The following is a 20,201-nucleotide window of genomic DNA, read 5'->3' as shown; positions in this document are numbered from 1 at the left end:
GACATCCGCCCGTCGTGTGTCTAGGGTGACCACCATGACTCGACTCCGCTCAGCGCTGTCCCTCGCCGCCGCCTCGTCGCTCGTGCTCGCCATGAGTGCCTGTGCCACCGACACCAAGACGACGAAGAGCGGGGTCAAGGTCGTCAACGACGGCAAGCTCACGGTCTGCACCTCGCTGCCCTACAAGCCGTTCGAGTTCAAGCAGAACGGCCAGATCGTCGGCTTCGACATGGACCTGATGAAGGAGGTCGCGAAGGCCAACAACCTCGATGTCAAGATCGAGATCACCGGCTTCGAGGGCATCCAGTCCGGCCAGTCGCTCAACGCCGGCAAGTGCGACATCGCCGCCGCAGGCATGACGATCACGCCCGAGCGCGAGAAGGCGATCGACTTCACCGACCCCTACTTCGACGCCTCGCAGGCGCTCCTCACCAAGGACCAGTCGCTGGACTCCCTCGAGGCGCTGAAGGGCAAGTCGCTGGCGGTCATGTCCGGCACCACCGGTGAGCTCTACGCCAAGCAGAACGCGCCCAAGGACGTGAAGCTCAAGTCCTTCGAGGACCTCGGCCTCCAGACCACGGCGCTCAAGACCGGCCAGGTCGACGCCGTCATCCAGGACAACGGTCCGCTGCTCGACTTCGCCAAGAGCAACAAGGGCACCTACGTCACCGCCGAGTTCAACACCGGCGAGTCCTACGGCTTCGCGGTCCAGAAGGGCAACAACGACAAGCTGCTCGAGTCGGCCAACAAGGTCATCAAGGACCTCAAGTCCAGCGGCAAGTACGACACGATCTACAAGAAGTGGTTCGGCACCGCCCCCAAGAAGTGACGCCCGTCCCGACGGTCCTCTGACCCGCCTGCCTCCAGGAGCCAGCCATGGCGATGACCCCCCGCAAGCGAGCCCAGGTCAGCCGAGCGATCCAGTACGCCGTGCTGGTGCTGCTGATCCTCGGACTGCTGTTCGCCGCCGACTGGGGGACGCTCAAGGACGCCTTCCTGGACCCTGCGCTGGTCAAGAAGCAGTTCCCGGGCGTCATCACGACGGCACTGAAGAACACGATCCTCTACACGCTGGGGGCGTTCACCTTCGGCCTGATCCTGGGGCTCATCCTCGCGCTCATGCGGCTCTCGCCGGTGGGCCCCTACCGCTGGATCGCGACCGGGTTCATCGAGTTCTTCCGGGGCGTCCCGGCGCTGATCGTCTTCATCGGCCTCTACTTCGGCCTGCCGACCGCGTTCCCTGGGCGACAGCTGCCCGGGGGCACGTTCGGCACGGTGACGATCGCGCTGGGCCTGGTGGGTGCGGCCTACATGGCCGAGACGATCCGGGCCGGCATCCAGGCCGTGCCCAAGGGACAGATGGAGGCAGCCCGCACGCTCGGCATGACCAACAGCCGGGCGATGATCTCGATCGTCGTCCCGCAGGCGTTCCGGATCATCCTGCCGCCGCTGACCAACGAGCTCATCCTGCTGACCAAGGACTCCTCCCTGGTCTACGTGCTCGGCCTCTCGATCACGGAGTACGAGCTCACCAAGTTCGGGCGTGAGGGCCTGAACGACGAGGCGAACCTGACCCCCCTCACGGTGGCCGCACTCTGCTACCTGATCATCACCGTCCCGCTCTCCATCGTGGTGAGGCGCATGGAAGCTCGCTCCGAGAGGGCCCGCTGATGTCCGAGAAGAACACGGCGCCGCAGGCGCGCGGCGACCACGCGATCGACGTGCAGGACCTGCACAAGTACTTCGGGGACAACGAGGTGCTCAAGGGCATCGACTTCACCGTCGACGCCGGTCAGGTGGTCTGCGTGATCGGACCCTCCGGGTCCGGCAAGTCGACCCTGCTGCGCTGCATCAACCGGCTCGAGGAGCCCACGTCGGGCACGATCTTCGTCGCCGGCGAGGAGATCACCCACCGCGACGTCGACCTCGACAAGGTCCGCAGCCGCATCGGCATGGTGTTCCAGCAGTTCAACCTCTTCCCCCACCTGACCGTGATGCGCAACCTCTGCATCGCCCAGGAGAAGGTCAAGGGCCGCAAGCGCGAAGAGGCGGTCGCGATCGCGCGCAAGAACCTCGAGAAGGTCGGCCTGGCCGAGCGCGAGGACGCCTACCCCGCCCACCTCTCGGGAGGCCAGCAGCAGCGCATCGCGATCGCACGGGCACTGTCGATGGAGCCCCAGATGATGCTCTTCGACGAGCCGACCAGCGCGCTCGACCCCGAGCTCGTCGGTGACGTGCTGCAGGTGATGAAGGACCTCGCCTCCGAGGGCATGACGATGATGGTCGTGACCCACGAGATGGGGTTCGCCCGCGAGGTCGGCGACAAGCTGGTCTTCATGGACGGCGGCGTCATCGTCGAGGAGGGCGACCCCCGCGAGGTGCTCGCCGACCCCCAGCACGAGCGCACCCAGTCCTTCCTCTCCAAGGTCCTCTGAGCCGCTGGGTGCAGTTTCACTAGGTACCTAGTGACGTTGTCACTTCCCGAGCGAAGTTTCGCTCGGGAAGTGCCAGTTTCACTAGGTACCTAGTGAATTTGAAGCGGCCCTCTCAGAGGTTGCCGCGGGCGTCCTGCTCGCGCTCGATGGCCTCGAACAACGCCTTGAAGTTGCCCTTGCCGAAGCCCAGGGAGCCGTGGCGCTCGATGAACTCGAAGAACACCGTCGGCCGGTCGCCCATCGGCTTGGTGAAGATCTGGAGCAGGTAGCCGTCCTCGTCGCGGTCGACCAGGATCCGGCGGCGCTTGAGCTCCCCGACGGGCACCCGCACGTTGCCGATGCGCTCCCGCAGCTCGGGGTCGTCGTAGTAGGAGTCGGGGGTGTCGAGGAACTCGATCCCGTTGTCCCGCAGGAGGTCGACGGTCCGCAGGATGTCGTTGGTGGCCAGGGCGATGTGCTGGCAGCCGGCGCCGGCGTAGAACTCGAGGTACTCGTCGATCTGCGACTTCTTCCGCGCCACCGCCGGCTCGTTGAGCGGGAACTTCACCCGGTGGTTGCCGCTGGCGACGACCTTGGACATCAGGGCGGAGTAGTCGGTGGCGATGTCGTCGCCGATGAACTCCGCCATGTTGGTGAAGCCCATGACCTTGTTGTAGAACTCCACCCACTCGTCCATGCGGCCCAGCTCGACGTTGCCGACGGCGTGGTCGATCGCCTGGAAGAGCCGCTTGGGATGCCCCTCCCCCCGGCGTACGGCGGAGCTGCGCGCGGCATAGCCGGGGAGGTACGGCCCGTGGTAGCGACTGCGGTCGACCAGGGTGTGCCGGGTCTCGCCGTAGGTGGCGATCGCGGCCAGGCGGACCGTGCCGTGCTCGTCGGTCTCGTCGTGCGGCTCGACCAGGATCGTGGCCCCGACGGAGCGGGCGTGCTCGATGCAGCGGTCGACGTCGGGCACCTCGAGGGCGAGGTCGACGACGCCGTCACCATGGCGGCGGTGGTGGTCGGCCAGCGGGCTGGCGGGGTCCACGGCGCCGGTGAAGACGAAGCGGGCGCTGCCCGAGCGCAGGACGTAGGACTTGGACTCCCGCCAGCCGTTCTCGGGCCCGCGATAGGCCTCGAGGTCCATGCCGAGCGCCAGCTGGTAGAACCCCGCGGTCTGGGTGGCGTTGCCCACCACGAAGCCGATGGAGTCCATCGCGGTCACCGGGAACGGGTCACGGCTGGCGTCGTACTCCACCAGGCCGACGAGCTCCTTGAGCTGCTCGAGGGTCAGGTCGGCGCGCAGCTCGCCCTCGGTGAGGCCGGTCGGGGTGGGGTCGGTGATCTGGTCCGTCATGGCGCCAGGATGGCGGCCACGGGCAGACTGGGCAACAGATCCGCGACACGATGGACAGATTGCCCACCGAACCGCGCAGGGAGCATGCGTCCTGTCCAGTGAGGGTGGCTAGGCTGACCTGATGGACGACCTCGACGCCCGGCTGCTGCACCTGTTCTCTGCCGAGCCTCGGATCGGCGTGCTGGAGGCCTCGCGCCGGCTCGGGGTCGCGCGCGGCACGGTGCAGTCCCGGCTCGACAAGCTCGCCGAGCGCGGCGTGGTCGCGAGCTGGGCGCCCACGCTCGACCCGGCGGCCCTGGGCTACCCGGTCACCGCGTTCCTCACCCTGCAGCTGCGCCAGGGCGTCGGGCACGACGTCGTGGCCCGGCACCTGGAGGGCATCGCCGAGGTCACCGAGGCCCACACCATCACCGGGGAGGGCGACATGTGGTGCCGCGTGGTGGCCCGGTCCAACGCCGACCTGCAGCGCGTGATCGACGCTGTGCTGGCCCACGAGGGCATCGTGCGCTCCACCACCGTCATCGCGCTGGACACCCAGATCCGCCCTCGGCTGCTGCCGCTGGTCGGGGGCTAGGAGCGCGCGGCCGCCCAGTGGCGGATGCGGTCGATCCGCTCCTGCAGCTGGTCGGCCGAGGCCACTGCGGCGGCAGGTCCCTTGCACTCCCGTCGCAGGGCCGCGTGGATCACGCCGTGCGGCTGGCCGGTGCGGTGGTGCCAGGCGGCCACGAGCGCGTTGAGCTCCTTGCGCATGCGGCCCAGCTGCTCGAAGGCGACCTCCTCGCGAGCCGGGGCAGGAGCCGCGGCCGGGGCGGGCGACTCTGCCTGCTTGCGGGCCCGCTCGGACTGGCGGCTGCGCAGCAGGTCGCGCACCTGGTCGGGCTCGAGCAGCCCGGGGATGCCGAGGAAGTCCATCTCCTCGTCGGACCCGACGTGCACCTCGCCGGCGTGACCGAAGGCGGCGCCGTCGTAGACGACCTGGTCGAAGACCGCCTCGGAGCCGAGGGCCTGGAACGGCAGGAGCTCCTGCTCCCCCGACGCCTGCTCGCTCGCCTCCTCGCGCGCGAGGAGCTCAGCCTCGGCGGCGAAGATGTCGTCCTCGTCGGTCACCGCGCGCCCGAGCACGTGGTCGCGCTCGACCTCCATCGCCGAAGCCAGGCCGAGCAGGTGCCCGGTCGAGGGCAGGAACACCGACGCCGTCTCCCCGCGCCGGCGGGCACGCACGAAGCGGCCGACCGCCTGGGCGAAGAACAGCGGGGTGGTGGTCGTCGTGGCGTAGACGCCGACGGCCAGCCGGGGCACGTCGACCCCCTCCGACACCATGCGCACCGCCACCATCCAGCGGTCGTCGGAGGCGGAGAACTGCTCGATGCGCTTGGAGGAGGCCTTCTCGTCGGACAGCACGAGCACCGGCTTGGCGCCGGTCAGCTCGGCCAGCACGCGGGCGTAGGCCCGGGCCGACTCCTGGTCGCCGGCGATGACCAGCCCGCCCGCGTCCGGGACGTGGCGACGCACCTCGGTCAGCCTGCGGTCGGCCGCCTGGAGCACCGACGGGATCCACGACCCGGCGGGGTCGAGCGCGGTGCGCAGCGCCTGGGCGGTGAGGTCCTTGGTCAGCGGCTCACCGAGCCGGGCAGCGATCTCGTCGCCGGCGCGGGTGCGCCACGACATCGCGCCGGAGTAGGCCATGAACAGCACGGGCCGGACGACGTGGTCGGCGAGCGCCCGGGCGTAACCGTAGGAGTAGTCGGCCACGCTGCGCGGCACCCCGTCGGAGTCGGGGGCGTAGGTGACGAACGGGATCGGGTTGACGTCGGAGCGGAACGGCGTGCCGGTCAGCGCCAGCCGGTGGCGCGCCGGATCGAACGCCTCGCGCACCGCCTCGCCCCACGACAGCGCGTCGCCGGCGTGGTGGATCTCGTCGAGGATCACCAGCGTGCGGAACCGCTCGGTGCGCATCCGCATCGCGAGCGGGTTGGCCGCGACCCCGGCGTAGGTCACCGCGACCCCGACGAAGTCCTTGCTGGTGCGACCGGCGGTGCCCGAGAACGTCGGGTCGATCGGGATGCCGGCCTTGGCCGCGGCGACGGCCCACTGGGTCTTGAGGTGCTCGGTCGGGGCCACGACGGTGACCCGCTCGATCGCACGGGTCGCGAGCAGCTCGGCGGCGATGGTGAGGGCGAAGGTCGTCTTGCCCGCACCCGGCGTCGCGACCGCGAGGTAGTCACGCGGCCGCTTCTCGAAGTACGCGCGGACCGCCTCGGCCTGCCAGGCGCGCAGGCTGGGGGCGGTGCCCCAGGCGGCGCGGTCGGGGTAGGCCGGAGGGAGCGGAGCGGCGTCCGCGGGGTCCGGGTGGGCGGTGTGGGCGGTGTGGGCAGGCAGGGACGACAAGGGGTGCGGACGGGTCACCGGGCGCTCAGGCGTCCTGGTCGCCGTCGGAGTCGTCGCCGAGACCTTCCCAGATCTCCTTGCAGTCCGGGCAGACGGGGAACTTCTCCGGCGCCCGGCTCGGCACCCAGACCTTGCCGCACAGGGCGACGACGGGCGTGCCCATCACCATCGCCTCGGTCAGCTTGTCCTTGTCGACGTAGTGGGAGAACCGCTCGTGGTCCCCGCCCTCGTAGGTCTCGAGGTCACGGTCGAGGCGGGTGTCCTCCAGGGTGTCCGTGCCGGGCAACGTCGTGGTCGTGGTGGTCGGCTGATCGGTCACCAGGTGATTCTACGAGGCCGGCCTTCAGTTCAGTGCAGCGTCCTCGGGGCGCGTCGCGACCCAGGCCAGCTCACCGGGCTGCCGGCGCAGCACATCGGCGCGCAGCCTGGCCGGGTGCGCCACGAAGACGTCCTCGGGGACGCCGTCGACGACGTACCAGGAGTCCTGCTCGATCTCGTTCTCGAGCTGTCCGGGGCTCCACCCGGCGTAGCCGGCGAAGACGCGCAGGCGGTGCAGCGCCGGCCCGAGCACCTCCGAGGGGGTGTCGAGGTCGATGATCCCGACGTCGCCGAAGAGCCGGCGGAAGCCGATCGGGTCGGTCGCCGCCGCGTCGAGCGGACCCAGCGCGCCGCCGGACTCCCGGACCTCGGCGAGGGCGAGGGCAGAGTCCTTGTCGACGGGGCCTCCCTCGAAGAGGACCTCGGGCGGCTCGGCGGCGGCGGACCAGCCGCTGAGCACGGACGCGACGAGGATCGGGGTGGGCCGGTTGAGGATGACGCCCAGCGTGCCCTCGGCGTTGTGGTCGAGCAGGAGCACGACCGAGTCCCGGAAGTTGGGGTCGATCAGCTCGGGCGTGGCCACCAGGAGACGACCGGTGGCGGGCGCGGCGCTGGAGGTGCTGAAGCTGGGGATCTCCATCACCGCGCGGCCCCTCGTCTCGCCCTCACGGGGCCCATCCTGCCCCCACACCGGGCACGGGACACAGCGGGGGACGCGCCCGGGAGAAGGCAGAGCGGCCCCGACCCCGCCGATGGGAGGAGTGCACCTGAGGCAAAGGGAGAAACCCGCAGGGCACGTCAGCAGGGCCGGGGCGGTGACAGGGCGAGGGTCCCCCCTCAGCCCTGGCCAGGGGCGCGGTCGGTCAGCCGACCGCGCGGCGCAGGCGCGTGGCGAAGTCGCCGGTCCCGCCCCCGCCGGTCGCGTCCTCACGGACCAGGCCACGGGTGCGACGGGGGTTGGCCACGCTGTGCTGCGTCGAGCCGTGCCAGTCACGGGCACGGCGGTGCTCGGGCACCGAGGGCTGCGCCTGCTCGACAGCCGCGCGCAGGCGGCCGGCGAAGGTGCTGCCGGTGCTGCTGGTCGAGGTCTGGCCGGACGTCCGGGTCGCCGTCATGGGGTCCCCCTCAGGTGCGTGGAGAGTGCCGGGTCTCGGCACGTCCACCACGGTAGGGACGGAGTGCAGCGTCCCCCAACTCGGCCGCCGGTGACGCCGGACACAGGCCACGCTCAGCAGACCTGAGCTGTGTTCAGGCTCACCCCGAAGGAGACTCCGCAGCGGCTCCGCAGCGGCCCGCAGCGGCCCGCAGCGGTCAGCCGACCCGCAGGTCGCCGCCCTTGACCGGGACCAGCTCGAGGCGGACCTTGCCCGCGGGGATCTCCAGCGGCCCGGCAGCGGTGCGCAGGGTCACCACGCGGTCCAGCCCGTTCTTGACCCACGTGCCGCGGACCATCCGACCGTCGTGGAAGACCACCGCCGGTCCGCGACCGGTGAACTTGGTCTCCGGGACGGGATAGCCCGCGGGGTCGCGGTAGCCGGCGAGGCCGACCTTGACCCGCAGCACGACGACGGTGTCGGGCAGGAAGTCGTCGCCCTTGGTCGCGTTGGAGTCGGTGTTGACGTACTTCCCCTTGCGCAGCTCGAAGGAGGTCGCGCTGCTCGTGCTGAACACCGCGGTGAACCGCTTGGCGGGCTTGCCCTTGGGCAGGTCCTGGTCACCGAAGGGGAGGTAGGGCGTCGGCGTCGTCCGGAGCGCCTTCATCGGCTTGACCAGCTTGTCGACGTCCATGAACAGGTTGTACGGCGCGTAGCCCTGCCCGCGGTAGAAGCCCGGCGCGCCCTCGGTCACGGTGCGGATGCCGGCCCCGTGCACGCGCCGCAAGGTGACCCCGGCTCCCCCGCTGGCGACCAGGACCGCCTTGAGGGGCTGGACGATGCCGATGTCGGTGGCCCGCATCGACCGCATCGGGCCGGCCCGGTGCGGGACCTTGCTGTAGTAGAACGCCGCGAGCCGGGTGATGCCGCCCTCGACCAGCTCCTCCACGACCATGTCGGCCTTGCCGAGCCCGACCTGCGTGCCGTGGCCGGAGTTGTCGATCTTGAACGCCAGGATCGGCCGCTTGGGCGGGGCGCCCAGCCGCTCGCCGGTCAGCGGGTTGATCCGCGAGAGCGTCGACTGGTGGCCGGTGCCCTGCGGGTCCGCGGGCTGGTCGCTGCCGCCGTCCTTCTTGTCGCCGCCGCAGGCGGTCAGCAGCAGGGCGGAGGCGGCGAGCAGGGAGCCGGCACGCAGCCAGGCAGGACGGGTCGTGGTCCGGTCGGTGCGCATGGGACCAGGATCCTACGTGCGGCTGGGATCACCGCCGCAACGTGCCGGGGAACCACCGGTTCGTCCAGATGGCCTCGCGGCGCACGCGCGCGCCGGTGTACGGCGCATGGACGATCATCCGACGCCCGCGGTCCCAGCCGGTGAAGACGCCGACGTGGTAGACCCCGCCGCCGTCGTAGAAGAACACGAAGTCGCCCGGGCGCATGGCCGAGCGCTTGATGTGCCGCATGAACCGCGCCTGGGCGGAGGAGGTGCGCGGCACGTGGCCGAAGCCGGCGCGGTGCGTGGCGTAGTAGACCAGCCCCGAGCAGTCGAAGGCGTTGGGACCGGACGCGCCGTAGCGGTAGGGGTCGCCCTTCTGGTTGCGGGCGATGGTCAGCGCGGACCGGATGCGGGTCGAGACGGCCGCGACGTGGGTGATCCGCGGGGAGACGACGGGCGCCTGCGGTGCGGGCGCGGTGCCCTGGCGGGCGGTGGTGGGGTGGGCCACGAGCACCAGGGCGGTCAGCGCCAGCACGAGGGCGTTGACGGCGGCCTTGCGGAGGACGTGCGTGGACAGCGACGCGGTGGACGAGGTGGAGCGGGCCGGACCGGGGACGGTCGGGCGCGCAGCGACGAGCGCGGGCACAGGCATGCCGGGGTATCCCTTCTCACGCCTGTGAGGTGAGCTGTCGGGTTGGAGCCAGAAGGTGCTCCGCGTCGCGGTCTCCGAAGAGGCCGGTCTGCTTCACCCCGAGTGCCCGTGACGGTGGGGGAACCGTCAGAGGGACACGATGTTGGGTCCCCCACTCCTGCCAGTGGTCGTCGGCCCGTCGCGGACGGCAGGACTCGGCGAGCCCGCGCGGGTGTTGAGTTGTCAGCCGGACGAAAGTAGTTGATCAGTCCCGGTTGCGCCAGCGATTGCGGGGAATCGGGCGCGTCGCGCGCGAGATTCCACCGGATCCGTCGCCCGGCCCGTCGCCCGCGGTGGCTCAGACCTTGGCGCCACCGTCGACGTACAGGGTCTGGCCGGTGACGTAGGAGGCCTCGTCGCTGCAGAGGTACGCCGCGGCGGCGGCGATGTCCTCGGGCCAGCCCACCCGGCGCACGGGCGTGGCCGCGGCCGCCGCCTCGCGGTAGGCCTCGGGCTCGACACCGACCCGGCGCGCGGTGGCGTCGGTCATCTCGGTGACGATGAACCCGGGCGCGATGGCGTTGGCGTTGATGCCGAAGGGGCCGAGCTCGAGCGCGAGCGTGCGGGTGAAGCCCTGGATGCCCATCTTGGCCGCGGAGTAGTTGGCCTGGCCCCGGTTGCCGAGCGCGGAGACGCTCGAGAGGTTGAGGATCTTGCCGAACTTCGCCTCGACCATGTGCTTCTGGACGGCCCGGGTCATCAGGAACGCCCCGCGCAGGTGGACGTTGATCACCGAGTCCCAGTCGTCCTCGGTCATCTTGAACAGCAGGTTGTCGCGGGTGATGCCGGCGTTGTTGACCAGCACGTCGACCTTGCCCAGCTCCTCGACGACCCGGGTGACCGCGGCCTCGACGGCGGCCGCGTCGGCCACGTCGACACCGATGCCGATGGCCTTCTCGTCGCCGTCGACGGGCAGCGTCGCCGCCGTCTTCGCGGCCTCGGCCTCGTCGAGGTCGAGGACCGCGACGGAGGCCCCCTCCTCGGCGAAGCGGCGGGCCGTCGCGGCGCCGATGCCGCGCGCTGCGCCCGTCACGATCACGACTCGACCTGTGTAGCGGCTCATGGTGGACCTGACCTCCGGGAGTGACATCGGTGACACGCGCCGCTGGGCGGGCGCGAGAAGTACGGGCCCGAGTCTCCCACGCACTAAACTGGACGGATGCAGGCCGGCGGCTTCCGCTTCGCGACGTGGGTGGCCGGGATCTTCCTGGTCGCCACGTTCGTCGTCGCCTGGGTCTACGACCTCCCGGTGCGCGACCCCGACAGCGTCGCGGGCCCGACCTACCTCCGGCTCCCGGCGATCCTGCTCCTCGCCTTCCTCCTCGACGTCGCCCCGCGCGCCCTGTGGGCAGCCGGACGACGGCCGTGGCACGTGTGGCGCGAGGCCCGCACGGTCGTGCGCGAACGCTGGCACGCCTCCCACGTGAAGTTCGCGTTCCTCGGGCTGGCGGCGTGGTACGTCACCTACGCCTCGTTCCGCAACCTGAAGTCCTACGTCCCCTTCGTCAACCGCCACCTCTGGGACGGTCTGCTGGAGGACCTCGACCGCGCGCTGTTCCTCGGCCACGACCCGGCGGTGCTGCTGCACCAGTGGCTCGGCACGGGGTTCGCGGCCCACTTCTTCTCGTTCGTCTACATCGCCTGGATCGTCTTCGTGCCGGCCTCGCTCGTCGTCGCGCTGGTCTGGTCCCGCGACACCGCCGCCGGCGCGTGGTACGTCACCGCGATCGCGGTCGACTGGGTGCTCGGTGCCCTGACCTACTTCGCGGTCCCGACCCTGGGGCCCGTCTACGCCCGGCCCGACACCTTCGCCGCGCTGCCCCACACCGACGTCACCTCCTTGCAGGTCTCGATGATGGCCGAGCGGCACGACGTGCTGGTCAACCCGTTCAACACCCAGGCCGTGCAGACGATCGCCGCCTTCGCCTCCCTGCACGTCGGCCTCTGCGTGACCATGGTCGTGATCGCCGAGCTGCTGCGCCTGCCCCGCGCGCTGCGGATCTTCCTGTGGGTCTTCCTGGCCCTGACGGTGCCGGGGACCATCTACCTCGGCTGGCACTACGCGGTCGACGCCATCGGCGGCACGGTCCTCGGTGTCGTCGGCGCCTGGATCGCGGCCAAGGGCACCGGTCAGGCCTTCCGGCGCCGGTCGACGCCCACCCGCGTCCGGGCGCACGCCGAGTCGGTCAGCTGAGCGCCTGACGCAGCCGTCCGGCGTACTCCTCGGCCTCGCCGTCGGCGTACCTCGTGCGTGGCCAGAAGAAGCCGCGCAGCCCGTCGCCCTTGGTGCGCGGCACGACGTGCAGGTGCAGGTGGGGCACCGACTGGGAGACGGTGTTGTTCATCGCCATGAAGGACCCCTGCGCCCCGAGTCCGTCGACGACTGCGCGCGCCAGGCGCTGCGCGGTCTCCAGGAACGGGTCGCGCAGCCCGGCCGGGAGGTCCGGGAGCGTCACGACGTGCTGCCGCGGCACCAGCAGCACGTGCCCCTTGAAGACCGGCCGGGCGTCGAGGAACGCGACCAGGTCGGGCTCGTCGAGCACGGTCGCCGCCGGCAGGTCACCGGCGACGATCCGGCAGAAGACGCAGTCCATGCGCCGATGGTGCCACCCGGACCGAGGTGGGCCGGCTCAGCCCAGCAGCCCCGGGACGAGCGGGAGGTGCTGGGCCAGGGCGGCCAGGCCGGCCCCGGCCGCGATGAGACCCGCGCCGAGCGGGACGCGGCGGCGACGCGTGCGCGGGGCCAGGACCGGGCGCGGAAGGCGCGCGACGACGGAGGGCGGCAGGTCGGCCTCGAGGGAGGCGTACGCCGCGGGCAGGGCCCCGCGGACGCGGTGCGCCCGGGCGCCGGCTCGGCCGCGCAGGGTGAGGCTGAGCAGCGCGTGCGCGGTCGCGAGGGTCTGCTGGTGGACGTTGGCGGCACCGGCGGCGCGGGCCAGGCGCCGCGCCTCGCGCTCGTGCGTGCGGGCGGCCGGGACGAGGGTGAGCGCCCAGAGCTCCAGCTGCTCGTCGGTCCAGGCGTGGCCGCCCGCCTTGGGCACCGTGAGGAGCGCCAGGACGGGGTCGACGAAGCGGGCGGGGCGGCGCGCCGGGGCCGGTCGGGCCCGGCGCTGGGTCGGGACGGCCTGCGCGGGCGGGGTCGGCTCCGGGGCGGGGACGACCGGCTCCACCGGGATGCTCTGCGCCTTGAGCGCGGCGTCGACGGCGCGGTTGAGCTCGCAAAACGACTCGTGGACCTCTGTCGGCACGGTGCCGTCGGCCTGCACGTGCCGGTCGGGGTGCAGCTCACGGGCCAGCCGGCGGTAGGCCGCGCGGATCTCCTCCGGGCTCGCGCCGGGGCGCACCCCCAGGACGTGGAACGCGTTCATCTCCCTCACCTCTCCCGCGGTGTGTCGTGCTGCGAAGGTCAACGGGACTGACGTCCCGAGGTCACGCAGATCGGACATTTCCGCTCAAGGCGGGTCTACCCCCTCCGCCCCGGGTCCATGCCCCGCGCCCGCGGGACGCGCTCAGAGGTCGAGCAGGCGGACGGCGTTGTCGCGCAGCACCGCGCGCAGCCAGTCGTCGCCGAGGCCGAGCCGCACCAGCGCCTCGACCTGGTGGAGGTAGGGGTAGGGGATGTTGGGGAAGTCGGTCCCGAGCAGGATGCGGTCCTGCAGGCCGGCCAGGCGCGGCAGGTCGAGGTCACCGGGGTCGGTGAAGTCGCCGAAGTCGGTGAACGCCATCGTCGTGTCGAGGTGCACGCGCTCGTGGGTCTCGGCCAGCTCGAGGAACGGGGTGTACTCCGGCAGCCCCATGTGGGCGACCACCAGCGTGAGCCGCGGGAACCGGCGCAGCACCTCCCGCACCGGACCCGGTCCGGTGTGCGCGCCCGGCCTCGGGCCGGAGGCGCAGTGGATGACGACCGGGGTGCCCGCCTCCTCCAGCTGCTCCCACACGGGGTCGAGCAGCGGGTCGGAGGGGTCGTAGGCGCCGACCTGCACGTGGGCCTTGAAGACCCGGGCCCCGGAGCGGAGCGCGGCCCCGACGTACTCCCCCGCCTCGGGCTCGGGGAAGAACGTCGCGCTGTGCAGGCAGTCGGGCGTCCGGGCCGCGAAATCGGCAGCCCACTCGTTGAGCCACGCACCCATCCCCGGCTTGTGGGGGTAGAGCAGGGAGGTGAACCGCTGGACGCCGTACGCCCGGAGGCGCGCGACGCGGGCGTCCTCGTCCTCGCGGTAGGCCACCGGCCACGGCCGGCCGAGCAGGGGCCCGGCGCTGTCGAAGTACGCCCACACCTTGGCCAGCACATTGGCCGGCATGAAGTGTGTGTGCACGTCGACGACGCCGGGGATCCCGAGCTCGCGCCACACCGTGTGGAGGCGCGCAGCCTCGTCCTGCAGGTCGGGTGGGGTCACCGCCCGATCATGTCGTACGGCGGGTGAGCGGCAGCCGCGACGGGGTGACCAGCCATCCCGCCACCGGGGAGAGCAGCGCGACGGCCGCGAGCGTGCCGAGGAACGATCCCCAGGGCACGTCCACCCCGGCCTCCCCGTTGAGCTGCACGAAGGCCAGGGCCCCGGGCAGCCCCACGGCCACGCCGAGGGCAAGCCCCGCCAGGCCGAGGAACAGCCCGTGCATGGCGCCGATCCCTCGTCGCCGAGCCGGCCCGGCGCCGACGGCCGACAGCGTCGCGGCCTCGTCGCGGCCCTCCGCCGAGGCGAGTGCGACCGCGATGCCGACCACCAGCAGGCTCAGCAGGCCGGCGCCCAGCACCCCGGCGTACTGGAACCGCTCGACCTTCTGACGCTCGGGGTCGTTGGACCACGAGCTGATCCCGTAGGCGTTGAGGCGCTGCAGGTCGGCGTCGGTGATCGTGCGCCGCGCGAGGGCGACGTACGACGCGTAGCTCGGCTCCGTGCCGAGCCGCTGCGCGGTGGCCGGGGAGACGAAGGCGGCGCCGATGTTCGACCAGTCAGGGACCCGCGGCGCCGGCACGCGCACCACCGGCACCGTGGCCAGCGGCTTCGTCCCGCGGGTCTCGAGACCGATCCGGACCTCGTCGAGCCTCGTCGGGAGGTAGGCGTCCGGCGTGACGAGCAGCGCCCCGCGGTCGAACGCGGCCAGCTGCTCGTCGGTGAGCGGACCGGGCACGGTCTCGAGGGAGGCGCGGTCGATCTGCCGGACCTCGTTGGAGGCGTTGCGGGTCCTGATCGTCAGCAGGGAGCTCGTCGTCCCCAGCACCTGGCTCCCGGCGAAGGAGACCGGGCCGAGCGTGTCCTCGATCGTCGCGCGGACCGCCTCGGCGGAGGCGTTGCGAGCGCTCCCGTCGACGGAGAGCGCGTGCACGTCCGGGTCGCCCGACGTCGACCCCTTGGCCGCCTCCGAGACGACGAAGCCGGTGAGCACCGCCACCGCGACCGTGAACATCAGCGCCGTCGCCGCCGCCGCCGTCCGGAAGTGGTGCCGGCCGGCGGCGCGGAAGGCGTAGCGGCCCGAGAGCGGCAGGGCACGTCCGGCGGCTGCGGCGACCTGGACGAGGTGCGGCGTGGCCCACACGACCCCCGCCAGCAGCAGGAGCAGCCCGAGCCCGGACACGAAGGGCCCGATGGGGTTCTCGCTGCCGCGCGGGGCGAACCACCGCGAGGTGAGGTAGCCGCCCGCGACGAGGACGAGCAGGCCGATCCCGGCCAGCACGAACGACCCCCGGTGGGGACGGACCGCCCGGAGCCGGAGCGGGAACCGGCCCGACAGCGCCTGCACCGGCGTCACGCGACCGAGGCTCCAGGCCGGCACGAGGGCCGCCACCACCGCGGTCAGCGACCCGAGGACGGTGACCGCGACGACCGCGGGCCAGGGGACCTCCGAGGTGTGGAGCACCAGGTCGAAGCGACGCTCGGCCCACCGGCCGCCGGCGAGACCGAGGGCGGTGCCGGCTGCGGCCCCGACGACGGAGGCCGTCACGCCCAGCACGAGACCCTGGGCGAGCATCAGCCTCCGGACGTCCTTGCCGACGCCGCCGTTGGCCGCGATGAGACCGAGGTCGCGCAGCTGCCGGCGTCCCGCGACGGCGAAGGCCGCCCCCACGACCAGCACGACCTCGACCAGGCCGACGAGGATCGCCAGCGCGCCCGCGGCGACCGACTCCGCGTCGGGACCGGAGCCGCCCTGGCCCCAGCGCTCGGGATGGAGGATCGCGTCGCGGGCCTGCATGGCGACACCGTCGGCGGCGAGTCGGCGCACCAGCGCCTTGGTCTGCGGGGTCGACAGCTCGGGCAACGAGACGAGGAACGCCGGTCCCGCGTTGTCGTCGAGGTCCTGCTGCAGCGGCAGGCCGGGCCGCCCGAGGATCCGGAGGTAGGGGCCGTCGGTGGCGACGGTGCCGACGACGGCGACGCGCGTGCCGTCGGCGAGCTCGAGCGCGGCGTCCTCGGTCGGGCGACCGCCGGGGCCGAGCAGGTCGAGCACCTTGGCGGCGCCGTGGCCGACCAGCACCTCGCCGGCGGTCCGGGGCTCGCGGCCGGTGACGACGCGAGCCATCGAGTCGGCCAGTGCCTCGTCGGGGATGCTCTGGGCGAAGGCCGAGCCGCCGGTGGCGAGCGCGAGGGACCCCGAGACCGGCCCGGGCTGCATCTGCGAGCCCCTCGGCAGGAGCTCGTCCAGCTGCACGGTGGCCGGGTCGCGGCGCACCCGCTGCTTGCCGCCGAAGGGGATGGCCGCGCCGTAGGTGGCCGGCTCGGCCTTGACCTTGGTCCAGGGGCTCACGCGCACCAGCGCGTCGGCGTCGCCCATCTGCTCGGTGGCGAAGGTCTCGGGCGTGCTGCGGCCGTTGTGCACCGTGACAGCAAGCGCCGCCGCCACCATCACGGGGAGCATGACGAGCAGGAAGGTCAGACCGGCCCGGACCGGATGACGGGCGAGGTCGCGCCGGGCGAGACGGATCGCCGGGCGCCAGGCTCGTGGGCTCATCGGCGGCCGCCGAGCACGAAGGCGTCCGCGTCGACCTGCGAGCCGGCCTCGTCGACGACGGCGCCGTCGCGCAGGAACACCACGCGGTCGGCCCAGCCGGCGTGCCGCGCCTCGTGGGTCACCAGCACCGCCCCGGCGCCCGCGTCGCACCGCGCGCGCAGCAGGGCCAGGACGTGCTCACCGGTGTCGGAGTCGAGCGCACCGGTCGGCTCGTCGGCCAGGATCAGGCTGCGCTCCCCCACCACGGCGCGGGCGATGGCGACCCGCTGCGCCTGACCTCCGGAGAGGTCGTCGGGGAACCGGTCGTAGAGACCCTCCAGACCGACCTCGTCGAGGACCGCGCGCGCCTGACGGCTCGCCTCGCGCCCACGGACCCGGTCGAGCTCGAGCGGGAGGGCGACGTTCTCGGCCGCAGTGAGGCTCGGGATGAGGTTGTAGTCCTGGAAGACGTAACCCACGGCCCGACGGCGTACGGCGGCCAGCTCGGCCTTGCGCAGCGAGCCCAGCTCCTGCCCACGCACCCGGATGCGGCCGGCCGTGGCCTGGTCGAGCCCGCCGGCGAGGTTGAGCAGGGTCGACTTGCCCGAGCCCGAGGGGCCCATGACCGCGACCAGCTCGCCGGGGTGGACGGTGAGGTAGAGCCCGCGCAGGGCGTGGACCGCGGCGTCGCCGCGACCGTGGATGCGGGAGACGTCGACCATCTCGAGCACGGGGGTGACGGGGGTGGGCTCGGTCATCGGTCGCTCTCCTGGCTGGCGGGGCTGGCGGGGCTGGCGGGCCTGGTCTGGCCGGTCGGGGTGGTCGGGGCGACGGGGGCGCGGAGACCGGCCCCGGTGCCGGGGCGGGCGGGCTCGGGCGGGCGCCCGCGACCGTGGCGGGCGAGGGTGCTCTCGCAGTGGTCGAGCCACTTGACCTCGGCCTCGAGCTGGTAGCGCATCGCCTCGAGCACGAGGGTCCAGCTGAGCTCGTCGGCGGTCTTCTTGAGCCGGGTGAGGTCCTGCATCGCGACGATCGAGGCGGCGCGCTGCCGCTGGATGACCGCCGCGACGTCGACGCCGGGAACCGTGACGGCCAAGGCGAGCTTGATCGCCAGCTCGTCGCGCGGGCGGTCGGAGGTGAAGACCGGTGAGCCGAACCAGGAGGTGAGCTCGGCGCGGCCCTCGGGCGTGATCGAGTAGCGCTCGCGTCCGTCGTGGTCCTGACCCTGCGGCGCGACGAGGCCGTCGCGCTCGAGCCGGGCGAGGGTCGTGTAGACCTGCCCGACGTTGAGTGGCCAGGTGGACCCCGTGGCCGCCTCGAACTCGGTGCGGAGCTGGTAGCCGTACATCGGCTCGCGCTCCAGGAGGGCCAGCAGCCCGTACTTGATCGACATGGATACGGAGTATGCATACCGCGTAGGTGCATAGCAAGCAGGCACGCGCGTGTCCTGCCACAGGACGGACCTCGGTGCCGGTCACGCCCCCCTTGGACGTGACCGGCACCCCCGAGGCCCGGATCGGCGGCGCCGGACACCCCAGCCCGCGCCCTGCTCCCCGGCACGGCCATGCCACGACGCGCGCGACGGGCGCGCGCGACGAAACACACTTCTCGGACGTTCCCGAACAACCCGTCACGCGGCCTCCGATCGCGTACGGTCGGCCCCGGACCCGGCGACGGCCGGGAACGGACTCGGGAAGCTGGTGAGCACGACCGTGGAGCGCCCCTCTCCTCGGAGCATCCGCTGGGACCACGTCGTGCAGGAGCTGCAGCGCCTTCGCCGGTCGGCGGGCGAGCCCTCCTACGCCGAGCTGGCCCGCTCGGTCACCGAGCTGCGACTGGCCCGGGGGCTGGACGAACACTCCGCGCGCGTCGCCCGCACCACGGTGTACGACGCGTTCCGGGTCGGGCGCAGCCGGGTCAACCTCGACCTGGTCCGCGACCTGGCCACCGTGATGCGCGCACCCGAGGGCGCCGTCGAGGGCTGGCTCGAGGCCGGGGCGGTGGAGGAGGAGCGCTCCGCTCCCCCTCCGACCGAGGCACCCGAGGCGGCCGACCCGGAGGAGGCGCCCGCCACCCTGGTGGACGTCCCGGGCCCCTCGCGAGGGGTCGCGGTCGCCCTGGTGGTCGCCGCGGTGGTCGCCAACGTGCTCGGACGCTTCCTGGTGGACGGCCTCCACCTCCCGATCTACCTCGACATGGTCGGCACGGCGTTCGTGGCGGTCGGCTTCGGGCCCTGGACCGGGGCGGGCGTCGGGGTCGCCAGCAACGCGCTGGGCGTGCTGTCCAGCGGCTCCGCGTCCCTCCCCTTCGGGGTGGTCAACGCCGCGGGTGCCCTCGTGTGGGGCTACGGGGTCCGGCGCGGGATGGGCCGCACGCTGCCGCGGTTCCTCTCGCTCAACCTGCTCGTCGCGGTGACGTGCACCCTGTTGACCCTGCCGATCCTGGGCGTCCTCTACTCGGGCTCCACCGGTCACGGCGAGGACACGCTCGTGGCCAACCTCGAGGCGGCCGGCCAGGGCTTCGCGATCTCCCTCGCTGCCGGCAACCTGCTCGCCTCGCTCGCCGACAAGACGATCAGCGGCTTCCTCGCCCTGGTCGCCCTGTCCTGCTTCCCCTGGGCCCGTCGCCGCGGGCTCGACCTGCTCGCCCCACCCGGCTGACGGGCCCGGGCTCAGCGACGCACGCGGCCGAAGCCCGCGTCCCGGTTGATCGCGCGGTAGCCGCGGGCGCGGAAGGTCGTGCGGACCGTCAGCCGCTTCCCGACCAGGCGGGCGGGCACGACGTAGCGACGGTGGGACGCAACGGTCCCCGAGATCGCCCGGCCGTCGGCCATCCAGCGGTAGGACGCCTGCACACCGGCCGCCACCCCACGCCTGGTGAGGTACGTCGACGGGCGGGTCATCGCGACCGTGCGGCCCACGCGCGCGACGCCCACGCGGGCGCCGTACCCGTCGAAGAAGGCGGTCGGCATCGTGCCGGCGGCGACGTACTCGGGCTGGAAGGTGAACCTCCAGGCGGCCTTGCCCGGCTTCTGCCCGATCACGGAGATCCACACCCAGCGGCCGTAGTCGCGCTGCCGTGGCGTCCAGGTCAGCACGGGGGTGGTGCGGTCCCTGGCCTCGAGGACCGCTCCCGACCCGTTGACGTCGGCGGTCCAGTCGTCGGCGGTGAACTCCTGCGTGCGCGAGGTCCAGACCCGGGTGTCGAAGACCGTCCCGTCCTCCCAGGTGCCGTCGAACTCGATCCGGGCCCGCCGGTCCACGAAGTTGGTCCACCGGCCCGCTCGCATCACCGAGGTGTCGCTGACGCCGGACGGGTGGCCGGTGACGTGGAGGACGAAGCGCACGGGGTCGGAGATCTCCACGACCGTGCCGCTCGCGTCCTCCTCGCGCACCGAGACCGTCACCGGCTCGCCCTCGACGAAGTCCTCGCAGGACTGCTGGATGACCGGGTCGTCGGTGCCCCCGCTCGGCGAGGAGGCCCGGTCGAGGTCCTGGGTCGTGCCGTCCTCGTGCGTGACGCGCAGGCGGTAGCGCGCCGGGTCCGCGGCGAGCGTGCCGTCGGTGAGGTCGACCCGCACCGCGCACGCGATCGGCAGCCAGCCGCTCAGCCCCCCGCTCTCGTTGACCGGCTCCACCCGGGTGACGGTCAGCGGTGCGGGCGCGGCGCCGGCGCGCGAGACCGGGACCGTCTGGACGGCGCCGGTGAGGGCGAGGCCGAGCGCGATCGGGAGCGCGGAGCGACGGACGGGAAGGCGGGTCACGGGACCTCCTGGGACGGGTGACGGGTCGACCGGATT

The 20,201-nt window shown here is 72.6% G+C and carries 21 protein-coding genes and 1 riboswitch; of the genes, 6 read left to right on the top strand and 15 right to left on the bottom strand.

Annotated features, from left to right (window positions below; genetic code table 11):
- Positions 1 to 34: 34 nt before the first annotated feature.
- Genes J2S63_RS18455 through J2S63_RS18445 form a run of 3 tightly spaced genes read left to right on the top strand, consistent with a single transcriptional unit; the run spans position 35 to position 2,435 of the window.
- Positions 35 to 829, top strand: a complete 795-nt coding sequence (locus J2S63_RS18455) for a basic amino acid ABC transporter substrate-binding protein (RefSeq protein ID WP_310305363.1) — start codon at positions 35 to 37, stop codon at positions 827 to 829.
- Between the two features lie 47 nt (positions 830 to 876).
- Complete coding sequence (locus J2S63_RS18450) at positions 877 to 1,671, top strand: amino acid ABC transporter permease (RefSeq protein ID WP_310305361.1); 795 nt, start codon at positions 877 to 879, stop codon at positions 1,669 to 1,671.
- Positions 1,671 to 2,435: an amino acid ABC transporter ATP-binding protein gene (locus J2S63_RS18445; protein WP_310305359.1), complete on the top strand. Its 765-nt coding sequence runs from the start codon at positions 1,671 to 1,673 to the stop codon at positions 2,433 to 2,435. Before J2S63_RS18450 ends, J2S63_RS18445 begins: the two co-directional genes overlap by 1 nt.
- A gap of 112 nt (positions 2,436 to 2,547) precedes the next feature.
- Here J2S63_RS18445 and hppD read toward each other — a convergent pair whose 3' ends face one another.
- On the bottom strand, positions 2,548 to 3,771 hold the full coding sequence (hppD, locus tag J2S63_RS18440) for a 4-hydroxyphenylpyruvate dioxygenase (protein ID WP_310305356.1): 1,224 nt from the start codon (positions 3,769 to 3,771) through the stop codon (positions 2,548 to 2,550).
- Positions 3,772 to 3,892: 121 nt separating this feature from the next.
- On the opposite strand from hppD, the gene J2S63_RS18435 reads away from it, so the two are divergent.
- Positions 3,893 to 4,345 (top strand): Lrp/AsnC family transcriptional regulator, encoded by a 453-nt coding sequence (locus tag J2S63_RS18435; RefSeq protein ID WP_310305354.1) that lies wholly within the window; start codon positions 3,893 to 3,895, stop codon positions 4,343 to 4,345.
- On the opposite strand, the gene J2S63_RS18430 is transcribed toward J2S63_RS18435, so the two are convergent.
- The 7 genes from J2S63_RS18430 to fabG all read right to left on the bottom strand — a co-directional run bounded on the left by J2S63_RS18430 (position 4,342) and on the right by fabG (position 10,538).
- Positions 4,342 to 6,150 (bottom strand): DEAD/DEAH box helicase, encoded by a 1,809-nt coding sequence (locus tag J2S63_RS18430; RefSeq protein WP_425573308.1) that lies wholly within the window; start codon positions 6,148 to 6,150, stop codon positions 4,342 to 4,344. The two genes, J2S63_RS18435 and J2S63_RS18430, sit on opposite strands and share 4 nt — an antisense overlap.
- 34 nt (positions 6,151 to 6,184) lie before the next feature.
- A complete protein-coding gene (locus J2S63_RS18425) occupies positions 6,185 to 6,478 on the bottom strand; it encodes a DUF3039 domain-containing protein (RefSeq protein ID WP_374725124.1) in 294 nt (97 codons plus the stop codon).
- A gap of 24 nt (positions 6,479 to 6,502) precedes the next feature.
- Positions 6,503 to 7,117, bottom strand: coding sequence for a YqgE/AlgH family protein (locus tag J2S63_RS18420; protein WP_310305352.1), 615 nt, complete (start codon positions 7,115 to 7,117; stop codon positions 6,503 to 6,505).
- Positions 7,118 to 7,340: 223 nt separating this feature from the next.
- The gene (locus tag J2S63_RS18415) at positions 7,341 to 7,592 is read right to left on the bottom strand and encodes a hypothetical protein (RefSeq protein ID WP_310305349.1); all 252 of its coding nucleotides are present in this window, start codon (positions 7,590 to 7,592) and stop codon (positions 7,341 to 7,343) included.
- A 196-nt stretch (positions 7,593 to 7,788) separates the two neighbouring features.
- Positions 7,789 to 8,802: a DUF3048 domain-containing protein gene (locus J2S63_RS18410; RefSeq protein WP_310305346.1), complete on the bottom strand. Its 1,014-nt coding sequence runs from the start codon at positions 8,800 to 8,802 to the stop codon at positions 7,789 to 7,791.
- A gap of 28 nt (positions 8,803 to 8,830) precedes the next feature.
- Positions 8,831 to 9,436 carry a C40 family peptidase gene (locus J2S63_RS18405; protein WP_310305343.1) on the bottom strand — a complete coding sequence of 202 codons (606 nt, stop codon included), beginning with the start codon at positions 9,434 to 9,436 and terminating at the stop codon, positions 8,831 to 8,833.
- A 6-nt stretch (positions 9,437 to 9,442) separates the two neighbouring features.
- Positions 9,443 to 9,622, bottom strand: a riboswitch (cyclic di-AMP (ydaO/yuaA leader).
- A gap of 151 nt (positions 9,623 to 9,773) precedes the next feature.
- Complete coding sequence (gene fabG, locus J2S63_RS18400; RefSeq protein WP_310305340.1) at positions 9,774 to 10,538, bottom strand: 3-oxoacyl-ACP reductase FabG; 765 nt, start codon at positions 10,536 to 10,538, stop codon at positions 9,774 to 9,776.
- Positions 10,539 to 10,634: 96 nt separating this feature from the next.
- On the opposite strand from fabG, the gene J2S63_RS18395 reads away from it, so the two are divergent.
- Complete coding sequence (locus J2S63_RS18395; protein ID WP_310305337.1) at positions 10,635 to 11,669, top strand: phosphatase PAP2 family protein; 1,035 nt, start codon at positions 10,635 to 10,637, stop codon at positions 11,667 to 11,669.
- Here the strand turns inward: J2S63_RS18395 and J2S63_RS18390 are convergent.
- The 6 genes from J2S63_RS18390 to J2S63_RS18365 all read right to left on the bottom strand — a co-directional run bounded on the left by J2S63_RS18390 (position 11,662) and on the right by J2S63_RS18365 (position 17,795).
- On the bottom strand, positions 11,662 to 12,069 hold the full coding sequence (locus J2S63_RS18390; RefSeq protein WP_310305335.1) for an HIT family protein: 408 nt from the start codon (positions 12,067 to 12,069) through the stop codon (positions 11,662 to 11,664). The genes J2S63_RS18395 and J2S63_RS18390 overlap by 8 nt on opposite strands.
- Positions 12,070 to 12,105: 36 nt before the next feature.
- Positions 12,106 to 12,843 carry a J domain-containing protein gene (locus tag J2S63_RS18385; protein ID WP_310305333.1) on the bottom strand — a complete coding sequence of 246 codons (738 nt, stop codon included), beginning with the start codon at positions 12,841 to 12,843 and terminating at the stop codon, positions 12,106 to 12,108.
- Between the two features lie 141 nt (positions 12,844 to 12,984).
- Positions 12,985 to 13,872, bottom strand: coding sequence for an amidohydrolase family protein (locus tag J2S63_RS18380; RefSeq protein ID WP_310305331.1), 888 nt, complete (start codon positions 13,870 to 13,872; stop codon positions 12,985 to 12,987).
- Positions 13,873 to 13,879: 7 nt separating this feature from the next.
- Positions 13,880 to 16,423, bottom strand: a complete 2,544-nt coding sequence (locus J2S63_RS18375) for an FtsX-like permease family protein (RefSeq protein WP_310305329.1) — start codon at positions 16,421 to 16,423, stop codon at positions 13,880 to 13,882.
- Positions 16,420 to 17,160: an ABC transporter ATP-binding protein gene (locus J2S63_RS18370; RefSeq protein ID WP_310305326.1), complete on the bottom strand. Its 741-nt coding sequence runs from the start codon at positions 17,158 to 17,160 to the stop codon at positions 16,420 to 16,422. The genes J2S63_RS18375 and J2S63_RS18370 overlap by 4 nt, the downstream gene beginning before the upstream one ends.
- On the bottom strand, positions 17,157 to 17,795 hold the full coding sequence (locus J2S63_RS18365; protein ID WP_310305323.1) for a PadR family transcriptional regulator: 639 nt from the start codon (positions 17,793 to 17,795) through the stop codon (positions 17,157 to 17,159). The genes J2S63_RS18370 and J2S63_RS18365 overlap by 4 nt, the downstream gene beginning before the upstream one ends.
- Positions 17,796 to 18,102: 307 nt before the next feature.
- On the opposite strand from J2S63_RS18365, the gene J2S63_RS18360 reads away from it, so the two are divergent.
- Positions 18,103 to 19,062, top strand: coding sequence for a hypothetical protein (locus J2S63_RS18360; RefSeq protein WP_310305321.1), 960 nt, complete (start codon positions 18,103 to 18,105; stop codon positions 19,060 to 19,062).
- Between the two features lie 11 nt (positions 19,063 to 19,073).
- Here the strand turns inward: J2S63_RS18360 and J2S63_RS18355 are convergent, their stop codons facing one another.
- Positions 19,074 to 20,165 (bottom strand): hypothetical protein, encoded by a 1,092-nt coding sequence (locus J2S63_RS18355; RefSeq protein ID WP_310305318.1) that lies wholly within the window; start codon positions 20,163 to 20,165, stop codon positions 19,074 to 19,076.
- Between the last annotated feature and the right edge of the window lie 36 nt (positions 20,166 to 20,201).

Source organism: Nocardioides marmoribigeumensis, assembly GCF_031458325.1.
Lineage (GTDB): Bacteria > Actinomycetota > Actinomycetes > Propionibacteriales > Nocardioidaceae > Marmoricola_A > Marmoricola_A marmoribigeumensis.
The sequence above is the reverse complement of the archived record's forward strand: the minus strand, read 5'-3'. Positions and strand labels throughout refer to the sequence as shown.

What these genes read in the sequence shown, in the direction of transcription:
- J2S63_RS18450 (WP_310305361.1), top strand. Translation starts at nt 877, where the DNA reads ATGGCGATGACCCCCCGCAAGCGAGCCCAGGTCAGCCGAGCGATCCAG.
- J2S63_RS18445 (WP_310305359.1), top strand. Translation starts at nt 1,671, where the DNA reads ATGTCCGAGAAGAACACGGCGCCGCAGGCGCGCGGCGACCACGCGATC.
- J2S63_RS18390 (WP_310305335.1), bottom strand. Translation starts at nt 12,069, where the DNA reads ATGGACTGCGTCTTCTGCCGGATCGTCGCCGGTGACCTGCCGGCGGCG.
- fabG (WP_310305340.1), bottom strand. Translation starts at nt 10,538, where the DNA reads ATGAGCCGCTACACAGGTCGAGTCGTGATCGTGACGGGCGCAGCGCGC.
- J2S63_RS18435 (WP_310305354.1), top strand. Translation starts at nt 3,893, where the DNA reads ATGGACGACCTCGACGCCCGGCTGCTGCACCTGTTCTCTGCCGAGCCT.
- J2S63_RS18455 (WP_310305363.1), top strand. Translation starts at nt 35, where the DNA reads ATGACTCGACTCCGCTCAGCGCTGTCCCTCGCCGCCGCCTCGTCGCTC.
- J2S63_RS18385 (WP_310305333.1), bottom strand. Translation starts at nt 12,843, where the DNA reads ATGAACGCGTTCCACGTCCTGGGGGTGCGCCCCGGCGCGAGCCCGGAG.
- J2S63_RS18395 (WP_310305337.1), top strand. Translation starts at nt 10,635, where the DNA reads ATGCAGGCCGGCGGCTTCCGCTTCGCGACGTGGGTGGCCGGGATCTTC.
- J2S63_RS18415 (WP_310305349.1), bottom strand. Translation starts at nt 7,592, where the DNA reads ATGACGGCGACCCGGACGTCCGGCCAGACCTCGACCAGCAGCACCGGC.
- J2S63_RS18405 (WP_310305343.1), bottom strand. Translation starts at nt 9,436, where the DNA reads ATGCCTGTGCCCGCGCTCGTCGCTGCGCGCCCGACCGTCCCCGGTCCG.
- J2S63_RS18375 (WP_310305329.1), bottom strand. Translation starts at nt 16,423, where the DNA reads ATGAGCCCACGAGCCTGGCGCCCGGCGATCCGTCTCGCCCGGCGCGAC.
- J2S63_RS18420 (WP_310305352.1), bottom strand. Translation starts at nt 7,117, where the DNA reads ATGGAGATCCCCAGCTTCAGCACCTCCAGCGCCGCGCCCGCCACCGGT.
- J2S63_RS18370 (WP_310305326.1), bottom strand. Translation starts at nt 17,160, where the DNA reads ATGACCGAGCCCACCCCCGTCACCCCCGTGCTCGAGATGGTCGACGTC.
- J2S63_RS18410 (WP_310305346.1), bottom strand. Translation starts at nt 8,802, where the DNA reads ATGCGCACCGACCGGACCACGACCCGTCCTGCCTGGCTGCGTGCCGGC.
- hppD (WP_310305356.1), bottom strand. Translation starts at nt 3,771, where the DNA reads ATGACGGACCAGATCACCGACCCCACCCCGACCGGCCTCACCGAGGGC.
- J2S63_RS18365 (WP_310305323.1), bottom strand. Translation starts at nt 17,795, where the DNA reads ATGTCGATCAAGTACGGGCTGCTGGCCCTCCTGGAGCGCGAGCCGATG.